Source organism: Alteromonas sp. Cnat2-8 (genome assembly GCF_022348355.1).
Taxonomy (GTDB): domain Bacteria; phylum Pseudomonadota; class Gammaproteobacteria; order Enterobacterales; family Alteromonadaceae; genus Alteromonas; species Alteromonas macleodii.
This window is the reverse complement of record NZ_JAKREX010000004.1, coordinates 359,356-376,944: the sequence shown is the minus strand read 5'-3', so window position 1 is coordinate 376,944 and position 17,589 is coordinate 359,356. Positions and strand designations below refer to the sequence as shown.

Below are 17,589 nucleotides of genomic sequence, written 5' to 3'. Positions count from 1 at the left end.
TTCGTTGCGAGTTGTGTCGTTTATTCAATAAACAACTTGTTGAATATACAAGCAATTCGGGTTTATAGAGGTTAGTAGCATTGAGCGATATGGCAAAAAATTTAATCTTATGGTTAGTCATCGCCGTTGTTTTAATGTCGGTTTTCCAGAGCTTTTCACCGAGTGAATCGTCTCGTTCGCAAACTGACTACACAACGTTTTTGAGAGAAGCAGAACAGGGAAATATTCGAGAAGTTCGCATCAATAATAGTGGCGAAATTCGAGGTACTAAGCGTTCAGGCGAAACTTTCCAAACATTCGTACCTTACTTCGATGACAAGTTAGTATCTGACTTGGTTAAGAACGACGTAAGAGTGTACGGTGAACCACCAGAAGAGCAGTCTCTTCTGACGTCTATTTTCATTTCATGGTTCCCCATGTTACTGCTTATTGGTGTATGGATTTTCTTCATGCGTCAAATGCAGGGTGGCGGCGGCCGTGGCGCTATGTCATTCGGTAAAAGCAAAGCTCGCTTGCTTGGTGAAGACCAAATTAAGACAACATTTGCTGACGTAGCAGGCTGTGACGAAGCGAAAGAAGATGTATCTGAATTGGTAGACTTCCTACGCGATCCGTCTAAGTTCCAAAAGCTTGGTGGTAAAATTCCGAAGGGCGTACTTATGGTAGGTCCTCCTGGTACAGGTAAAACGTTGCTTGCAAAAGCCATTGCCGGTGAAGCGAAAGTACCATTCTTTACTATCTCTGGTTCTGATTTCGTTGAAATGTTCGTGGGTGTAGGTGCATCTCGTGTGCGTGACATGTTTGAGCAAGCGAAAAAAGCGGCGCCTTGTATCATCTTTATCGATGAAATCGATGCGGTAGGCCGTCAACGTGGTGCTGGTCTAGGTGGTGGTCACGACGAACGTGAGCAAACCCTTAACCAGATGCTTGTTGAAATGGACGGTTTTGAAGGTCATGAAGGTATTATCGTTATTGCGGCAACTAACCGTCCTGACGTACTCGACCCTGCGCTTCTTCGTCCTGGTCGTTTTGACCGTCAAGTAGTGGTTGGTCTTCCTGACATCCGCGGCCGTGAGCAAATTCTTAAAGTTCACATTCGCAAAGTACCAGTGGCTGATAACGTAGAACCGTCAGTTATTGCTCGCGGTACACCAGGTTTCTCAGGTGCTGACCTTGCTAACCTAGTAAACGAAGCTGCATTGTTCGCTGCTCGCGGCAACAAGCGCCTTGTTTCTATGGAAGAGTTTGAGAAAGCGAAAGACAAAATCATGATGGGCTCTGAGCGTAAGTCTATGGTGATGTCTGAGCCTGAAAAAGAAATGACTGCGTATCACGAAGCGGGTCACGCTATCGTAGGTCGCTTAGTGCCAGAACACGATCCGGTATACAAAGTGTCAATCATTCCGCGCGGTCGAGCGCTGGGTGTGACCATGTACTTACCAGAGCAAGACCGAGTGAGCCACTCTAAACAGCACTTAGAAAGTATGATTTCTAGCTTGTTTGGTGGGCGTATTGCTGAAGCCATTATTTATGGTGACGACAAAGTAACCACGGGTGCATCTAACGACATCGAACGCGCAACTGAAATTGCACGTAAGATGGTCACCCAATGGGGCTTGTCGAGCAAAATGGGCCCAATGCTTTACGCTGAAGACGAAGGTGAAGTGTTCCTAGGCAAGTCTATGTCTAAGGCAACAAACATGTCTGATGACACAGCACGTGCTATTGATGCGGAAATTAAGTCACTGATTGACCGCAATTACGAGCGTGCTCAAAAGATCCTTGAAGACAACATCGATATTTTACATTCAATGAAAGACGCACTGATGAAGTACGAAACCATTGATGCTAAGCAAATTGATGATCTGATGAACCGCACTGACGTTCGTCCTCCTGCTGACTGGGATGACAGCAAGCCATCGGGTGGCGATAAGCCAAGTGGTGGTGCGCCGGTTCGTGAAGGTGAAATTAAAAATGACGGTGTAGACAAACCGTCGGTAGGTAAGCCGGGCGATATTCCAAGCTAACCTTCTACATCCATTGAAAAACGCCAGTTTAACTGGCGTTTTTTGTTAGAGCTGATTGATTTTAATCTGGGAATTTGACTTACAGTTTATGTCACTGTGTTAGCTGAGTTATTTATTTCGTTACGCTTTACATTGTTCTTTGCAAAGAACAATGAAAAAAACACGGCGAAGAACAAACTAAAGAATTCAGCAAGCAACAAGGCAAAGAGCATGCATTTTTAAGTAGGTTTCATTGCTAAAACAGCGGGTCAAAATCAGTTTGCTTTATAGCTTCATTTCTCAACATATTTTCTGTCTAAGAAATACGGTAATTTCAAAATAAAGATAATGCAGGTAATTCATGCAGTTTGGTAAGTACTTCATAGATCTGTCACAGCCTCAGGTAATGGGCATTTTAAATGTTACTCCTGATTCATTTTCTGACGGCGGCAAGCACACAAATGTATCTCAAGCCCTTGACCATGCGCTTCGCATGATTGAAGAAGGGGCAACTTTTATTGATATAGGTGGTGAATCGACAAGGCCAGGCGCGCCCGACGTATCGCTGCAGGAAGAGCTTGATCGTACAATACCCATTATTGAAGCCGTAGCTAAAAATACCCCATGTGTTATTTCTATTGATACCAGCAAGGCTGACGTTATGCGCGAAGCGGTGAAAGCTGGCGCGGGGCTAATCAACGATGTCCGCGCGTTACAAGAGCCTGGTGCATTGCAAGTAGCAGCTGAAGCACAAGTACCTGTTTGTTTAATGCATATGCAGGGGCAACCCAGAACCATGCAGCAAAGCCCTGAGTATGATGATGTAGTGAATGATGTGGGGCAGTTTCTACTCGCGCGTACCAAAGTATGTGAAGAAGCGGGCATTGCTAAAGACAAGATTTTGTTCGACCCTGGCTACGGTTTCGGAAAGTCACTGGAACACAATTATACGCTGGTGAAACACTTGCCATCGCTTATGAAGCTGGGTTACCCAGTGCTAGTAGGCATGTCTCGCAAGTCGATGATTGGCAATTTGCTAAATAGAAAAGTGGATGAGCGCTTGGCGGGAAGCATAAGCCTCGCTACAATTGTCGCCCAAATGGGCGCACAGATAATTCGCGTTCACGACGTGAAAGAAACAGCTGATGCTGTCAATATCGTGAAAATGCTGAATTCAGTAAAATAAGGAATAATAATGACGCAGCGCAAATATTTCGGCACCGACGGTATCCGCGGAAAGGTAGGCGAGAGCAATATCAACCCAGAGTTTGTTACAAAACTCGGGTGGGCAGCAGGTAAGGTCCTTGCCGGACGAGGGACGAACAAAGTACTTATTGGTAAAGACACGCGTATTTCTGGCTACATGCTAGAGTCGTCTTTAGAGGCGGGTTTATCGGCTGCTGGTATCAATATCGGCTTGCTAGGCCCCATGCCAACGCCAGCCATTGCTTATCTCACCAAAACATTTCGCTCAGAAGCAGGGATAGTGATTAGTGCGTCACATAATCCGTTTTATGACAACGGCATTAAATTTTTCTCAGCGCAAGGCTTTAAGCTTGATGATGATATCGAATTAGCGATTGAAGATATGCTTGAGCGTCCAATGACATGTGTGGCATCTGATAAGCTGGGTAAGGCTACGCGTATAAACGACGCTGCGGGTCGTTATATTGAGTTTTGTAAGGGGACATTCCCTTCAGAATTATCGCTGACAGATCTTAAAATTGTTGTGGACTGCGCACATGGCGCAACGTACCACATTGCCCCCAATGTATTGAGAGAGTTAGGTGCTACGGTTATCGAACTTGGTACAGCGCCGAACGGTTTAAATATTAACGACGGTGTGGGCGCAACCTCAATGGATGCGATTGTTGAAAAGGTTAAGGAGACCGGCGCTGATCTTGGCTTTGCCCTAGACGGCGATGGCGATCGCATTATGATGGTAGACCACCTTGGTAATGTGCTTGATGGTGACCAGATTGTTTACATCATTGCCCGCGACGCGCTCAAGAACGGCAAAATGCAGGGTGGTGTCGTTGGCACATTGATGAGCAATTTAGGCCTTGAAAATGCGTTGTCAAAGCTTGGTGTTCCTTTCGCAAGAAGTAATGTTGGCGACCGTTATGTGATGGAGCTGCTACAGCAGAAAGGCTGGTCTATTGGCGGTGAAAACTCGGGTCATGTTCTCAATCTTAATATGAGCTCTACGGGTGACGGTATTGTAGCTGGGCTTCAAGTGCTTGCTGCAATGCTTCGTTCGCACATGGACTTACACGACTTAGCAAGTGGGTTTGAAATGTACCCGCAAACGCTAGTTAACGTGAGGTACGCTAACCAAGAAGTGGATTATTTAGCACACAGCAATGTACAAAATGCTAAGAAAGAGGCTGAGTCTGCGTTAGGTAAAACGGGCAGGGTACTTCTACGTAAAAGTGGTACTGAGCCGTTAATTCGTGTGATGGTTGAGTCGAATGACGAAAGCCAATCTCACAAATGGGCAGAGCATATTGCTGAAACTGTTCGTAATCTCGCCAATTAGTTGGCGTAGCAGGAAATTTTGCTTTTTGTGCTTGTATCTTCTCAATTAAATAGTTAATATCACGCCCGCTTTGAAGACAGGGCTAAGGTCTGCGTTGTGAGTAAAAATCTTAGAAAGCCATTCGTGGCTGGCAACTGGAAAATGAACGGAAATTTGGCATTAGTTGCTGAATTTAATCAAAAACTGGCGAATGTAAAAGCTGATTCGGAAATCGTAATTTGCGCTCCTTCACTTCTTTTACACGCATTTGAAACCCATTCGTTTGCCATTGGTGCTCAAAACGTAAGTCATCTTAATAACGGCGCTCACACTGGTGAGTTGTCAGTTGAAATGCTTAAAGAAGCAGGTTGCGGTTACGCAATTGTTGGGCATTCAGAAAGACGAGAAGACCAAGGCGAGTCAAGCGAACTTGTTGCATTAAAGGCAAAGCAATGTGTTTCTTCAGGTGTTGTACCCATCATTTGTGTAGGTGAGCCACTTGAAGTGAGAGAAGCAGGTGATGTTGAATCGTTTGTTGGCGAGCAACTAGATGCACTAGTTAGCGCCATGTCGGTAGACGAACTCAGCAAAACTGTTATTGCATACGAGCCGATTTGGGCAATTGGTACTGGTAAAACAGCCAGCCCTGAGCAAGCACAAGAAGTACACGAATTTATTCGCGGCTACTTTAATAAAGTAGACGCACAATTGGCTCAAGGCCTTCGTATTTTGTACGGTGGTAGTGTTAAGCCAGATAATGCTGAAACCCTATTTGCACAGAAAGATGTAGATGGCGGTTTAATTGGCGGAGCCAGTTTAAAAGCTGAAGATTTTATTTCAATTTGCCAAGCGGCAAACTGACGAGGTATTTATGATTTACGAAGTGCTATTAGTAGCATACCTAATTGTAGCGCTATTACTTATTGGATTTGTTTTGATCCAACAAGGTAAAGGTGCAGATATGGGCGCTTCATTTGGCTCAGGCGGTTCAAACACTGTTTTCGGTTCATCAGGTTCAGGTAACTTCATGACTCGTACGACCGCTATATTAGCAGGCTTATTCTTCTTAATTAGCCTTTCTTTGGGTGCAATGACTGCAAACCGTGAAAGCGCAGAAGATGAGTGGAACAACCTAGAAGTTCCAGCGGCAGTGGAAGAGCCAGTAGAGCTACCAGCTGATCAAGACGTACCAGTTATTGAAGATGCAGCTCAAAGTGATGTTCCTGTTGTTGAAAGCGATGTAACAGACGTACCAAAGTCTGACGACGCTGAAGGTTCAAACTAAAAAGTATTCGCGGAAGTGGTGGAATTGGTAGACACGCCATCTTGAGGGGGTGGTGAGCATAGCTCGTGCGGGTTCAAGTCCCGCTTTCCGCACCAAATAAATGTAAAGGCCAGCGCAATGCTGGCCTTTTCTGTTTTTACACTGTGTAATTCTTGTTAAGGTGACCCTGTACGCTCACTTTTAATTGGCCTTGTTAATTGTAACAAAGCGTTAAAATCTAAAATTTACAGGATGTTATGTCTGTTCCTATTTTTATTATTCGGCTATGCTTTTCAATACTTAGTCATACTGTCTGCGACATAAACAAAACAATTTTTACGAGGCACTATAGTGCAAAAAACACTTAGTCAGAGTTTGTTCCAAACCCTATTCATAGGGATTGTGATAGCATCACTTCTGATAATTGGAGCAGTGTGGCGCTCAGCCAATACTCTCGTTGTTCAAAACATTGACCACAATATTGTTTTAGCAGAGAAAGTATTCGATAAAGTGGTTGCGGATCGTCAAGCTGTCATACGCAACGTTTCAAAAGTACTGTCTCGCTCATTTGATTTCAGGCGTGCGGTTGGCACAGAGAATATACCCTCTATTGAAGCCGCGTTTACCAGTTACGCGCAGCGACTAAACACAGATATCATCGCTCTGGTAAGTCTAGACCATCAAGTAGTTGTAACGCGTACAGACCTATTCGAAGTCGGTCAAAATGTGGAAAGTAGCCTAGCATTGGTTGCTAAAGGGAAAGACAGCGGTTTCTTCGTAGTCGATAACAAATTAGTACAGTTAAATCTAATTCGCGTAGAAATACCTACGCTTAGATATTACATGCTAATAGGCGTTGAGTTTGATAGCAGATTATTAGAAGAGCTAAAAGCGCTCGTAGACGCTGAAATTATTATCTCAAGAACTGATACCAATGACGTTCTTACGACTACCTTAAAAGAAAATGATGCGCAACGGATCCTCGCGTCAGAACACGACCCCTCGTGGATAGATGTAACCTTTAAAGACGAGCTTACTTACTTTGCCCGTGAGGTGAATATCGCCTCTGATGGCAATTTGCCGGTTAAGATAACTCTAGCTGTAGATACAACGTCTTCATTTAGTGCTTTCACACGTATTCAATTGACGATTTTGGCATTTTGCTTAGTCGCAATATTCATTGCTCTGGGTCTTTCTCTGCTGCTTGCCAGGAACGTGAGTCGACCAGTGTCTACCTTGGTAAAAGCAGTGAATAAGGTCGCGTCAGGAAGCTATGGCGCAACCCTTGACGCACCGTCGAACCTCAAAGAGATTACCGAACTTGCCAACGCAGTCGATAGCATGCAAGCAAGTATTAAAAGTCGTGAAAATCATATTCGTTATCAAGCAGAGCACGACGTGCTTACCGGGCTTTTCAATCGGAACTATGTTGAAGGCTTCTTTGAGTCAGAACTTCAAGAAGAAAGAGAGTTACAGGTTGTTGCCATTACCGTAATCGGATTTCGAACCATTAACGACCTCTACGGTTACTCTAACGGCGATAATACACTGAAAGCATTGGCCGAGAGGCTTCAGCGTTGGCCTGGTACATCCGCAAGATTAGCTGGCGGTGAGATTTTATATATTACGCAAGATTCACTTAATGATGACCAGCTCGAAACGCTCAAGCACATTTTAGAGCAACCAGTGGAAAGTAACCTGATTGCAATTCCAGTAAAAGTCGCAATGGCGGTTATCCAGTGCCCGCAAGATGCAACAACATCAGAAGAATTATTCAGAAAAATGAATATTGTTACTGATGAAGCGATACACAGCGACAGCTGGTGCGTTCGCTACAGAACGGAATTAGAAGATAAATACAATCGAAGACTATCAATTACCACCGAACTAAAACGTGCACTGGCTAGCCAGCAAAACGAACTGTCTATGGTTTACCAGCCAAAAATAGATCTGCAGACTATGAAAGTATGCAGCATGGAAGCGCTTATTCGTTGGAATAATAGTGTTCTGGGCTTTGTTCCACCTGATGAGTTTATTACCATTGCTGAGCAAGCAGGGTTAATTGAGCAAGTTACGACTTGGGTAATGAAGCAAACCATTTCAGACTTAGCTTATTTTAGAGGTATGGGGTATGGGTTCACCGTTGCGATGAACTTATCTACTCAGGATATTCAAAATAAGGTACTTCTAGGGAAGCTGGTGTCGCTTTTAACTCAGGAAGGCCTGTCACCTGAAGCTCTGGAACTTGAAATAACAGAAAGCGATTTAGTTGCTGACGCCTCGCTTGCTATTGAGAACCTTAATGAACTAACGGCGCGGGGCTTTCATTTCGCCATCGACGACTTTGGTACAGGCTATTCGTCGTTAGCCTATTTAAAGAACTTGCCCGTAAAAACGATTAAAATTGATAAGAGTTTTATTCTGTCGCTGGCGAGTGATGAAAACGACCAGCAAATTGTTCATACCGTGCTGAGTTTGGCGAATGTGTTTAATTTAAAGGTTGTGGCTGAAGGTGTTGAAGACGTAGCGTCGCTTGAAATCTTAAAGGACTGGGGCTGTGATATCGTTCAAGGTTATTACATTAGTCGCCCACTTAGCCGTTCAGACCTTGAAGACTGGCTTCAAAATACGCCTTTCGGTGAATAGCTATTTCTTCAAATTAAATTTATTGTTTTACAGTAATCACTATGCCTTTGTCGCAGTATTTGGCGACATGGCATCGTAAATGCAAAACTAATAATGAAGCGTGTAAAACGCTCTGCGGGCCTGATTTCTTCGCCAAAGTGTGAGTATTTTGCCCACTGAGTTGTGAAATTACTTCAAAAACAAGGAATTTATTATGGACATCATTCGTATACTTTTATCGATTTTACTTCCACCGCTGGGCGTATTTTTACAAGTGGGTATCGGTGCTCACTTTTGGATTAATATCCTTTTAACTATTCTTGGCTATTTCCCAGGTGTTATTCACGCTGTTTACATCATCGCCAAAAAGTAGGTGGTGAAAAACGCTGTATTGGCGGCTATGCAATCAATCGCATAGTCGTAGCGAGTACAGCAACCAAATATGAAATAAACAAAAGCCAGCTTTAATAGCTGGCTTTTTACGTGATGACGTTTGTCGAATAGGACGATTTCGGCAACGTGACATATTCCATGTTAGGCGGTGAGCTTTTCGTCGTCTAACTCTTGCTTCATCTCTTTTTGATATTCATCTGCAAGTTTTGTTTTTTGGCGGTCATTAAGCACATTGCCTGCAACTTGGAAGAATTCCTGTTCTTCGTCGGCAAGGTGATGTTCCACCTTTTCCTGAAGTGTTTTCAAATGACGCAACCAAGCTGGTGAACTCATATCCGTATCATCGAGCTTTGCGAGTAGCTCATCAATTTCGTGATGCTCTGCAATGCCGTGACGTGTTAAATCTACAGTGGCATCTTTCTCCAGAAGATGAGAATAGAAATGGCGCTCTTCAGCGATAGCATGACTTTCAAGCTGTGTCTTAAGCTCTTGATAATATTCACGGCGCGCAGCAGTGTTTCCGCTTGTTTCAGCTAGAATTTTAAGCAGTAAACGTTGCTTTTCATGGTCTTGACGCAAAGCTTCAAAAATTTTCATGGGTAGTTCCTTATAAATACCAAAAAAATGAATCACACCTGTGGTAATGCTATTTTTATTCCATGAATGAGATATTTGTTACGCGCTGATTTTTAAAAGAAATTTCAAATGAAGTGACACAGAGTCATTGAGTTGGGGAAGGGGACAACGCAAATTTTACAAGTCAGTTTCCGATAAATTCACGGCAGTAAGTCCGTGAATTTACCGAAAGAGGGAGATGGGATATGCGCTACACGCCTTGTGCGACCATGGCGTCAGCGAGTCTACGAAATGCTGCTACATTGGCGCCTTTCATATAATCAACGTAGCTGCTTCCAGCATCGCCTTCAGATTTACCCTTATCAACACAGCGCTGATGAATGCTTTCCATAATTGAATAGAGCTGTTCATCGAGTGCGCTTGCGTTACGTTGATTGAACATGGCGTTCTGGCTCATTTCTAAGCCTGATAGCGCAACGCCGCCAGCGTTAGATGCTTTGCCTGGTACGTATGCAATTTGGGCGTCTAAAAACAAAGCCTGCGCTTCATTTGTGCACGGCATATTCGCACCTTCTAGTACCATTTGACAGCCGTTATCTAGCAGTGATTTTGCATCTTCTTCAAGTAGTTCGTTTTGCGTAGCGCAAGGCAGTGCTATGTCGCATTTTAAATGCCAAGGCTTTTTATCAGCTATCCACTTGCCCATGTTTTCATCTGCCATGTCAGCAAGGATATTGTTGCGGTTTGCATGGTTGTCGATTGCCCATTTAAGCGCGGTATCAGTTAACCCATTCTCATTATGTAAAAGCCCTCGGCTATTAGACAGCGAAATCACTTTTCCGCCTTTCTCTACCGCTTTAAGTGCAGCATGCAAAGCTACGTTTCCGGCTCCAGACACTGCAATGGTTTTGCCTTCAATTGGAGTACCTTGATGTCGACATACCGCTTCTAAAAAGTAAATTAAGCCAAAGCCTGTAGCTTCAGTACGTACATAGCTACCACCAAATTCTAAGCCTTTACCGGTTAACACGCCTTCGAATTTATTGTTTAGTCTGCGATATTCGCCATAAAGGTATCCTATTTCTCTTGCGCCAACGTTTATGTCACCTGCAGGTACATCGGTATTTGCGCCAATATGTCGCTGTAATTCACGCATGAAGGCTTGGCAAAACAACATAATGTCGCGATCAGTACGCCCTTTGGGGTTAAAGTCTGACCCGCCTTTACCTCCGCCCATGGGTAAGCCGGTCAGGGCATTCTTGAAACACTGTTCGAAAGCTAGAAACTTAAGCACCGATAAGTTGACGGTAGGATGAAAGCGCAAGCCACCTTTGTAAGGACCCATGGCTGAATTGTGCTGTACACGCCAACCTTGATTGACTTCAATATCGCCATCACTGTTCATCCACGACACGGTAAAATAAATAATGCGTTCAGGCATGCAAATGCGTCTTATAATATCGAACGCTTTGTAGTCTTTGTTTGCATTGTAAATAGGAACAATATCTTCTAATACTTCGTGTACCGCCTGTAGATATTCCGTTTCGTTAGCAAACTTTTCATTAAGAAAGGTATAGATTTCTTCAAAGTTACTTTTCTGAGTCATGTACTGCTTAATCCTTTTCTTCAAAATTGGTGAGAACGGTAAGGCTTCGAGGGCATGTTTTTATCTCAAGCTTTTCGCCTTCGTAAATCTCGCCGTCGACAGCATACGCCGTGGGCTTATCAAATGTTAACGTTATGCTTGATGCGCGTTCGTGCCGTATTGATTCAGATTGCTTTTTTGCTTCAGCTGGACTTAGCACTAGCTCTGCTAACGATGCGAATTGTTTATCAGAGCTGGGCTGAGGTAATAGCCAGGTCAAATCAAGCTTCCCATCGGTGATGTCGGGCGGCTCTGCGCCCTGAGCAAGTGCTGTGGTCATTGGGGCTGCGTTTGCAATAACAAAGCTCGGCGTTTCTAATGTTTCAGCTGGCTGGTTATCTTTTGCTACTTTAAACGTCATGTTTTCGTTATTTGAAATCGCGTTCCATAGCCCTTTTAGGTAGGCAAACTGGCCGCCTACATTCTTTTCTTCGCGATCAGCGGCCGAAATCATTTTTTCTTCGAAGCCAACTGCTGCCACCAAAAGCATAACGTGGTCGTTACAGGTCGCGGTATCTATGGCTAAGGTGTTGCCCTCTATAATGATGTCGCATGCTGTACTAATAGGCATGACTTTACTAATGTAGCCATGCAATACTTGGCTTAGTGCGTTTGCTGTACCAAAGGGGATAATCCCCATGGTAACGTCGGTGTTGACCAAAGCCGAAGCGACTTCAGTTAACGTTCCATCGCCTCCGCATGCGACAATAATGTGGGCGCCGTCTTGTTTTGCTTTTTCTGCTAGTGCCTTACCATCTACTTCAGGTGTGGTTTCTTTCACGGTCACTTTGAATTTTTCATTTAATCGAGAAAGAACGTCATCTCGGTATTGCTCCCATTTACCGCCACCAGCAACTGGATTAACGATAAGGGTTAGATTCTTTTGTAGTGAAAGTAGGCCACCATCTCTAATCTGCTGTAGCGATGCTAATTGACGTTTGTTGAGCCTTGCTGTTTGGCGTATCTGGTTAATTTCACGTAATGCATCATCTACACTCAACGTAGGGTTTTTGGCCAGTAAATAGGCTGCAACTACCAGAACAGAGCGACCTCGTCCAAGCGCACAATGCACAACAACATTTTTCTTTTCAGAAATTTGTTGATTCAACCAATTTATTGCTAAAACAAGTTGTTCAGGAGTGGGGCTGGTATGGTCGAGTACCGGTACGTTTAAATAGCGGTAATCTTCTTGATATGCCGTCCAATCCAGTCCATCAAATTCAGCGGTTACGTCAAGAATGGCATCAATGTTGTTTTCGTTTAAAAGGCTAACGTGTTTTCCCGACATGCGGCACGCAAGGAATAAGTGCGGCTCGATTTTTTGTAAGGGAGGGACTTTATCCGTTCTGCGTGCGTATTCATTGTAAAGCCAAGAGCCCAGTAAAAAAGGTACAAAAATCCAGCGTATGTAGAATGGTATTGAGCCATCCTCACGTTTGCGAAACAGGCTTGGATAGTTGAGCAAATAGGCGCTGCTTACGGCAATAAGGGAAAATGCAATCCAACCAAATACCACTTTTAACAATATCACTGGCACGGTCAGCGTTAGTGCTAACGCCACTAATGCACCAAGTACGTAATACTTCACCATTTTCACGATTAACACATCCTTTGTAGTTGGAAAGAGCAAACAGTCTATGCATCTATACTTACACTAGAGCGTTTTCGTTTACTTTTGTCGCAATAGGGTTGAACTATCACGTACCGGTAAACGTATGCTTTGGTATTGAAAATATGAGCGTTTCAAATGAAGAATAGTGCGGTACTAAAGGTTGCGAACTTTGTATGGTTCCAAGGAATTTGGTGGCTGGTCATCTTGTTCCAGAATAAAGCAGTAATTCCAGTGTTAGGGTTAATCCTTCTATGGATAGTCATTTCGCCCAAGCGAGTGGAAGATATAAAGCTAATGGGCACGGTATTTTTACTGGGCACGGTGGTTGATGCGCTTTTAACCTTAAGCGGGCTGTTCATTTTTAACGAGACAGAAACGCTGGTCAGCTTCTGGCCAATTCCAATTTGGCTAAGTCTTCTATGGGCAGCCTTTGCAGGTACGGTCTATCACAGTTTAACCGCCTTTAATGGTCGAATGGCCGTTGCGGCGGTTGCTGGAGCTATCTTCGCGCCGCTCAGTTATATCGCCGGCGCCAAATTCGGCGCGGTTGAATTGGGCGCAAGCGTAGTGCTTTCTTATATTTTTATCGCTCTAGTGTGGAGTGTAATCTTCCCGCTGTGTTTTTATTTATCCAATCGTTTTGAGGCAAAACAAGCCCAAGCGTAAATGCAAGGAGTGTATTGGCAATGACGAAAAACGTATTAGTTACAGGTGGAAACAGAGGTATAGGTCTAGAAATAGTAAAAGGAATGCTGTCTAAAGGCTATAAAGTGCTGATGGGGTGTCGAGACGAAGAGGCCGGCTTTGAAGCCAAGAAAGATATTGTGGGAGGGGATTTGCATATTATTGAGATGCCTCTTGATAACGAAACCGCCATCGTCGATGCGTTTGTTCGAGCTGAGGCCGTGTATGGCCCTGTTGATATCCTCATAAACAATGCAGGTATCTTAGACGATACGCCATGGAAAGATGTAAATTCTGAGACGTTGGCTAAATCGATGCAAATTAATGTGAACGCCCCGCTTACACTTATCCAGCAAACGTTACCGCAAATGATTGAGCGAGGTTTTGGACGTATTATCAATGTAAGCTCTAGTTACGGTAGCTTCGCCGAGGGACTGAAAGGGCCACTGTGCTATGCGATAACAAAGGCTGCAATTAATGCGCTTACGGTTAAGATGGCAGCGGTAGTTGATGAAGCTGCTGACGGTAAGTCTCTTGATGTAACCGTTAATAGCATGACCCCGGGTTGGGTGCATACCAGAATGGGTGGAAGTGATGCGCCTAAAACGCCCGAGGAGGGAGCAGATACGGCTATTTGGTTAGCAACCATGGAAGAGGGCGGTCCCCATGGCCAATTCTTAAAAGATAGAGAGCCTATAGAGTGGTAGCCTTAATTAACTAGCCTAATTCATATAGTTTGAAGGCTACCATTTTCACGATGCTTTTTAATCAGCATCTTCTAAAGTGAGAATCGCTCTCGTAGAAAGCGGGCGATTCCATCTTCATCGTGATGCCCAATGACGGAAGTGGCGGCGTCTTTGATATAAGGTTTAGCGTTAGAAGGTGCATAAGCCTCGTCTGCTAGCTTAAACATGCTTAAATCATTATCACTGTCACCAAACACAATAACGTTGCTTGCATTCAACTGTTGGCGCAAAAGCTCTACCGCACTACCTTTATTCGCAAGATTGTGGTGTACATCCATCCAACGGTACTCATCTCCTTCGATAGCTGGCCCAGAGTACGCTATCAGTCCTTCGTGCATGTTGAGCTGCTTATACATGTCATAGACTAGCGGTGCATCTCCGATCATACTGATGTTTGTTATATGTGCATTAGCAGGTAGCGACTCAATAGACGCTAATCGCGCTTTAGTGCGCGAAAAATACTTTTCAATTAAATCGTGTTCCACCTGATGCTTAGGCGACGAATGGTAAATCACGTGCTCGTGATCTGGGCTATCCATATTCACTGTGTTAATGAAAGGCGTAATATTATTATTTACGGCGTGCTCGATAATAAGATTTACTTCACTGGGCGCGAGCAAATTTTCTAGTGTTAGCGCGTTTCCGGCAGGATCCCAAATTGCCACCCCATTATTATAAATGTGAGGGAGTACAAAAGACTGACCTTGTAGCACAAATTGCGCTGAATGCATGGTACGACCCGTTGCTACGGTGAATGCAATGTCTCTCTCACCAAGCAAGCCCAACGTCTCTTTAGTAAACGAGGAGATTTCAGAAGACTTATTTAATAAAGTGCCATCTAAATCAAAAAATATTAAATCCATACAATTGGTGCCTAATCTCTCTTTCAGAATAACGCCGACCAAACGACGAAGGGCAATAAACGTGGAGTTCGTTATATTGCCCTTCGAAAATATTGGAACAGCTAGATTGATAACTCCGCTATGATTACTGTATCACATTCTGCTTTGAAGCAGCGTTCCATATTATGTCGCTAGTCTTGCTACCGAATAGATTCGACCACTTTGTCGGTGTGCTGCTTCAGTAATTGCGAGACTTTAGAAGCAGACTGTGACTTTTTAAGGTTAATTACCAGCGCAACTTTACCATATCTAACCGCGTGTCTTACGGTCTGTATAACCTCATTTCTGTCTGGACGTAAACCGATTAAACCCGCTATGAATAACCCAATGAATATGCCTGGGCTAATTAGTGCTATGTAGGTAAACAAAGGATTTTGTTGAGTAAGCGCTGGGCCAAACTGCGTTAACAAAAATGCCGCCACTAAACCTACAATCAGACCGATTGAACCAAGCAACAGGTGGGACGACCACATGCTTTTGCCAATGGATGCGCTGTTACGTTCAAGTTTTTCACTCATTTTAGGGTCGCCAGCTTCGATAATTTCTACTTGAGATACCTCAACAGATGTTTGGTCTTGAACTATCTCAAGTACTTCCTGCACTTTAAGTTTTGACGGAAATACAGCCGCGACTTGCAAATCACCGGTTGATACAACATGGGCTCTCAAATTCTCATGTTCATTACTGTTTTCGCTTTTTGACTCTACGTTTTTCGAACTTTGAACATTCATCTTTAAATCCTCGACTTCTTACTTGGACTCTCTAAATCAATCCACTTCACTTGCACTTCAAAGGGTATTGCTGTTCGGCTTCACCTAAGTGCATAAGTAACTCGACAACTATTGTTCATACTTATTCAAGTTGCATTCCGACGAAGAAAAGTAGCGGTTTATACTTTAGTAGAAAAAAGAGAGGGTTCGTTTTTATATTGTTGTTTTTAATGGTTATTTTCGGAATGTTAAATATGATTTAGTAAGCTGGAAGGCGAAATAAAGAAGGATTTCGAAGCGATATGCTGAGTTTTAGCAAGCGTCACTGCCGGACCAAGCAACCGGTACTGTGATAATTTTACACATAGCGTGAAAATTCGTTATGGCCTTTAAAATCACTGTCTTGCCGTGGAAGCGTCGGCTTGCGGCAAGGTTAATTGCGTGTAGTGATCATTTCTGTACGTTCTTCTGTAGATTCTATTTATAAATTGAGATTTGGTACCGTTGTTTGCAATCTGACTAAGAAAGCACAGCGAGCATCTGCGGCCGTAGCAGCACCTTAACAGTCGGTCTTCTTAGCTGGTAAGGACAGGAGTATCTATAAATGAAACGGATTAAGGGCTATTGCAACGTCTACTCTGATGATAGCCATCTATCAATAAGGCGCATCGCTTGCGGTGATAAACGGTTTTACTATCGCTATGCAAGTGGAAAAAAAGTCACAGGAGAGCGCGTGCTAAAGCGTATCAAAAAGCTTGTCATTCCTCCAAATTGGCGCGACACCTTTATAAGCCGTGACAGTAAAGCCAGCGTTCAAGCCGTCGGCTATGACGAAAAAGGACGTAAACAATATATCTATCACAGCAAATGGCACGAGCAGCAGCAAGTAGAAAAATTTGAGCGTTTGGTTGCCTTTGGTAATGCACTTCCTGAGTTCCGTGAGCACTGTCTTTCATTAATTTCACAGCCAACATGGACGCAAGAAAGAGCTTGCGCGCTGGTGTGCCTGTTGCTCGATTACACAGGTGCTAGAGTTGGCAACGCTCAATATAGCAAGGAAAATAACACATATGGGTTAACTACATTGCGGCGCAAGCATGTACAAGCGCAGTGTGACGATAGTGTTGAACTTGCTTACATTGGTAAGCACGGCAAACCAAGAACACTAAAAGTAAATGACCCTGAGCTTGCTTCATTAGTTTGTGACTGTGCGCAACAACAAGGTTACTGTTTATTTCGTTATCAAGATGAGAATAAACAATGGCACGACGTAACGAGCGAAGACGTAAATGCGTTCATCCACAACGAACTAAGTGAACAGTTCAGTTGTAAAGACTTTCGAACGTGGGCATCAAGTCGATTTGCACTAACAAACCTGCCCAGTGTGTATGAACAGATAGCAAACTCCAGAACCAAGAAATGGGAGAGTACGTTAAGTAAGTGTGTTGCAGCAGAACTTGGCAATACTCCCACCGTTTGCAGGAAATATTATATTCATCCGAAACTATTTACTGTGAAAAATGACGAAAAGGCGTGTGAGAAGCTAATTAATCGGGTTCGCTCGCTACATAGTGAAGATTGTACGCAACTTACCCATTTACTGCCTGTAGAAAAGCTTCTTTTGGATGTTATTTCGTCTGAGTGCGCGTAACAAAGTATTTTTAATGAAAATGTTTTAGCTGATAGTAAAGTTGCTGTTTTTTGCGACTTTTCAGCTAAAGTTTAATTGTTTCATAAATGACTTAGTGTTTTTAAGTTAATGAATACTAGGGGTAATTTGGGATTTTATTAGCGTAATATGCTGTGAAACATGGTTGGTGCTAATTTAAACATAAGTGCCTGTTAAACGATGTTGTTTAAAAATTGCACTTGAAATTTTCTGTCAGATCCTTATATTGTTAGAGCTCT

15 protein-coding genes and 1 tRNA gene are annotated in these 17,589 nt (G+C 43.5%); 11 read left to right on the top strand and 5 right to left on the bottom strand.

The window, feature by feature from the left end:
* The first annotated feature begins 80 nt into the window (after positions 1 to 80).
* The 8 genes from ftsH (at position 81) to MHN00_RS12510 (ending at position 8,786) form a co-directional block, all read left to right on the top strand.
* Positions 81 to 2,027 carry an ATP-dependent zinc metalloprotease FtsH gene (ftsH, locus tag MHN00_RS12545; protein ID WP_014949365.1) on the top strand — a complete coding sequence of 649 codons (1,947 nt, stop codon included), beginning with the start codon at positions 81 to 83 and terminating at the stop codon, positions 2,025 to 2,027.
* Positions 2,028 to 2,367: 340 nt separating this feature from the next.
* Positions 2,368 to 3,192, top strand: coding sequence for a dihydropteroate synthase (gene folP, locus MHN00_RS12540; protein ID WP_239301335.1), 825 nt, complete (start codon positions 2,368 to 2,370; stop codon positions 3,190 to 3,192).
* Between the two features lie 9 nt (positions 3,193 to 3,201).
* On the top strand, positions 3,202 to 4,545 hold the full coding sequence (gene glmM, locus MHN00_RS12535) for a phosphoglucosamine mutase (RefSeq protein ID WP_014949367.1): 1,344 nt from the start codon (positions 3,202 to 3,204) through the stop codon (positions 4,543 to 4,545).
* 96 nt (positions 4,546 to 4,641) lie between these two features.
* Positions 4,642 to 5,385 (top strand): triose-phosphate isomerase, encoded by a 744-nt coding sequence (gene tpiA, locus MHN00_RS12530; protein WP_039229431.1) that lies wholly within the window; start codon positions 4,642 to 4,644, stop codon positions 5,383 to 5,385.
* Between the two features lie 10 nt (positions 5,386 to 5,395).
* Positions 5,396 to 5,809 (top strand): preprotein translocase subunit SecG, encoded by a 414-nt coding sequence (secG, locus tag MHN00_RS12525; protein WP_039232721.1) that lies wholly within the window; start codon positions 5,396 to 5,398, stop codon positions 5,807 to 5,809.
* 9 nt (positions 5,810 to 5,818) lie between these two features.
* A tRNA-Leu gene (locus MHN00_RS12520) sits at positions 5,819 to 5,904 on the top strand.
* Between the two features lie 235 nt (positions 5,905 to 6,139).
* Positions 6,140 to 8,434 (top strand): GGDEF domain-containing protein, encoded by a 2,295-nt coding sequence (locus MHN00_RS12515; protein WP_061485811.1) that lies wholly within the window; start codon positions 6,140 to 6,142, stop codon positions 8,432 to 8,434.
* 193 nt (positions 8,435 to 8,627) lie between these two features.
* The gene (locus MHN00_RS12510; protein ID WP_014949371.1) at positions 8,628 to 8,786 is read left to right on the top strand and encodes a YqaE/Pmp3 family membrane protein; all 159 of its coding nucleotides are present in this window, start codon (positions 8,628 to 8,630) and stop codon (positions 8,784 to 8,786) included.
* A 161-nt stretch (positions 8,787 to 8,947) separates the two neighbouring features.
* On the opposite strand, the gene MHN00_RS12505 is transcribed toward MHN00_RS12510, so the two are convergent.
* The 3 genes from MHN00_RS12505 to MHN00_RS12495 all read right to left on the bottom strand — a co-directional run bounded on the left by MHN00_RS12505 (position 8,948) and on the right by MHN00_RS12495 (position 12,624).
* Positions 8,948 to 9,403: a hemerythrin domain-containing protein gene (locus MHN00_RS12505; RefSeq protein WP_014949372.1), complete on the bottom strand. Its 456-nt coding sequence runs from the start codon at positions 9,401 to 9,403 to the stop codon at positions 8,948 to 8,950.
* 229 nt (positions 9,404 to 9,632) lie between these two features.
* The gene (gene gdhA, locus MHN00_RS12500) at positions 9,633 to 10,988 is read right to left on the bottom strand and encodes an NADP-specific glutamate dehydrogenase (protein WP_239301334.1); all 1,356 of its coding nucleotides are present in this window, start codon (positions 10,986 to 10,988) and stop codon (positions 9,633 to 9,635) included.
* Positions 10,989 to 10,995: 7 nt separating this feature from the next.
* Positions 10,996 to 12,624 carry a diacylglycerol kinase family protein gene (locus MHN00_RS12495; protein WP_239301333.1) on the bottom strand — a complete coding sequence of 543 codons (1,629 nt, stop codon included), beginning with the start codon at positions 12,622 to 12,624 and terminating at the stop codon, positions 10,996 to 10,998.
* Between the two features lie 150 nt (positions 12,625 to 12,774).
* On the opposite strand from MHN00_RS12495, the gene MHN00_RS12490 reads away from it, so the two are divergent.
* Together MHN00_RS12490 and MHN00_RS12485 are read left to right on the top strand one after the other, a co-directional pair.
* Positions 12,775 to 13,305 carry a DUF2878 domain-containing protein gene (locus tag MHN00_RS12490; RefSeq protein ID WP_131136470.1) on the top strand — a complete coding sequence of 177 codons (531 nt, stop codon included), beginning with the start codon at positions 12,775 to 12,777 and terminating at the stop codon, positions 13,303 to 13,305.
* A 20-nt stretch (positions 13,306 to 13,325) separates the two neighbouring features.
* Positions 13,326 to 14,030: an SDR family NAD(P)-dependent oxidoreductase gene (locus tag MHN00_RS12485; RefSeq protein WP_239301332.1), complete on the top strand. Its 705-nt coding sequence runs from the start codon at positions 13,326 to 13,328 to the stop codon at positions 14,028 to 14,030.
* A 71-nt stretch (positions 14,031 to 14,101) separates the two neighbouring features.
* Here MHN00_RS12485 and MHN00_RS12480 read toward each other — a convergent pair whose 3' ends face one another.
* Together MHN00_RS12480 and MHN00_RS12475 are read right to left on the bottom strand one after the other, a co-directional pair.
* A complete protein-coding gene (locus tag MHN00_RS12480) occupies positions 14,102 to 14,932 on the bottom strand; it encodes an HAD-IIB family hydrolase (protein ID WP_014949377.1) in 831 nt (276 codons plus the stop codon).
* A gap of 179 nt (positions 14,933 to 15,111) precedes the next feature.
* Complete coding sequence (locus tag MHN00_RS12475) at positions 15,112 to 15,702, bottom strand: hypothetical protein (protein WP_039229403.1); 591 nt, start codon at positions 15,700 to 15,702, stop codon at positions 15,112 to 15,114.
* A 583-nt stretch (positions 15,703 to 16,285) separates the two neighbouring features.
* Between MHN00_RS12475 and MHN00_RS12470 the strand changes: the two genes are divergently transcribed.
* The gene (locus tag MHN00_RS12470) at positions 16,286 to 17,332 is read left to right on the top strand and encodes a DNA topoisomerase IB (RefSeq protein WP_110289664.1); all 1,047 of its coding nucleotides are present in this window, start codon (positions 16,286 to 16,288) and stop codon (positions 17,330 to 17,332) included.
* Positions 17,333 to 17,589 lie beyond the last annotated feature (257 nt).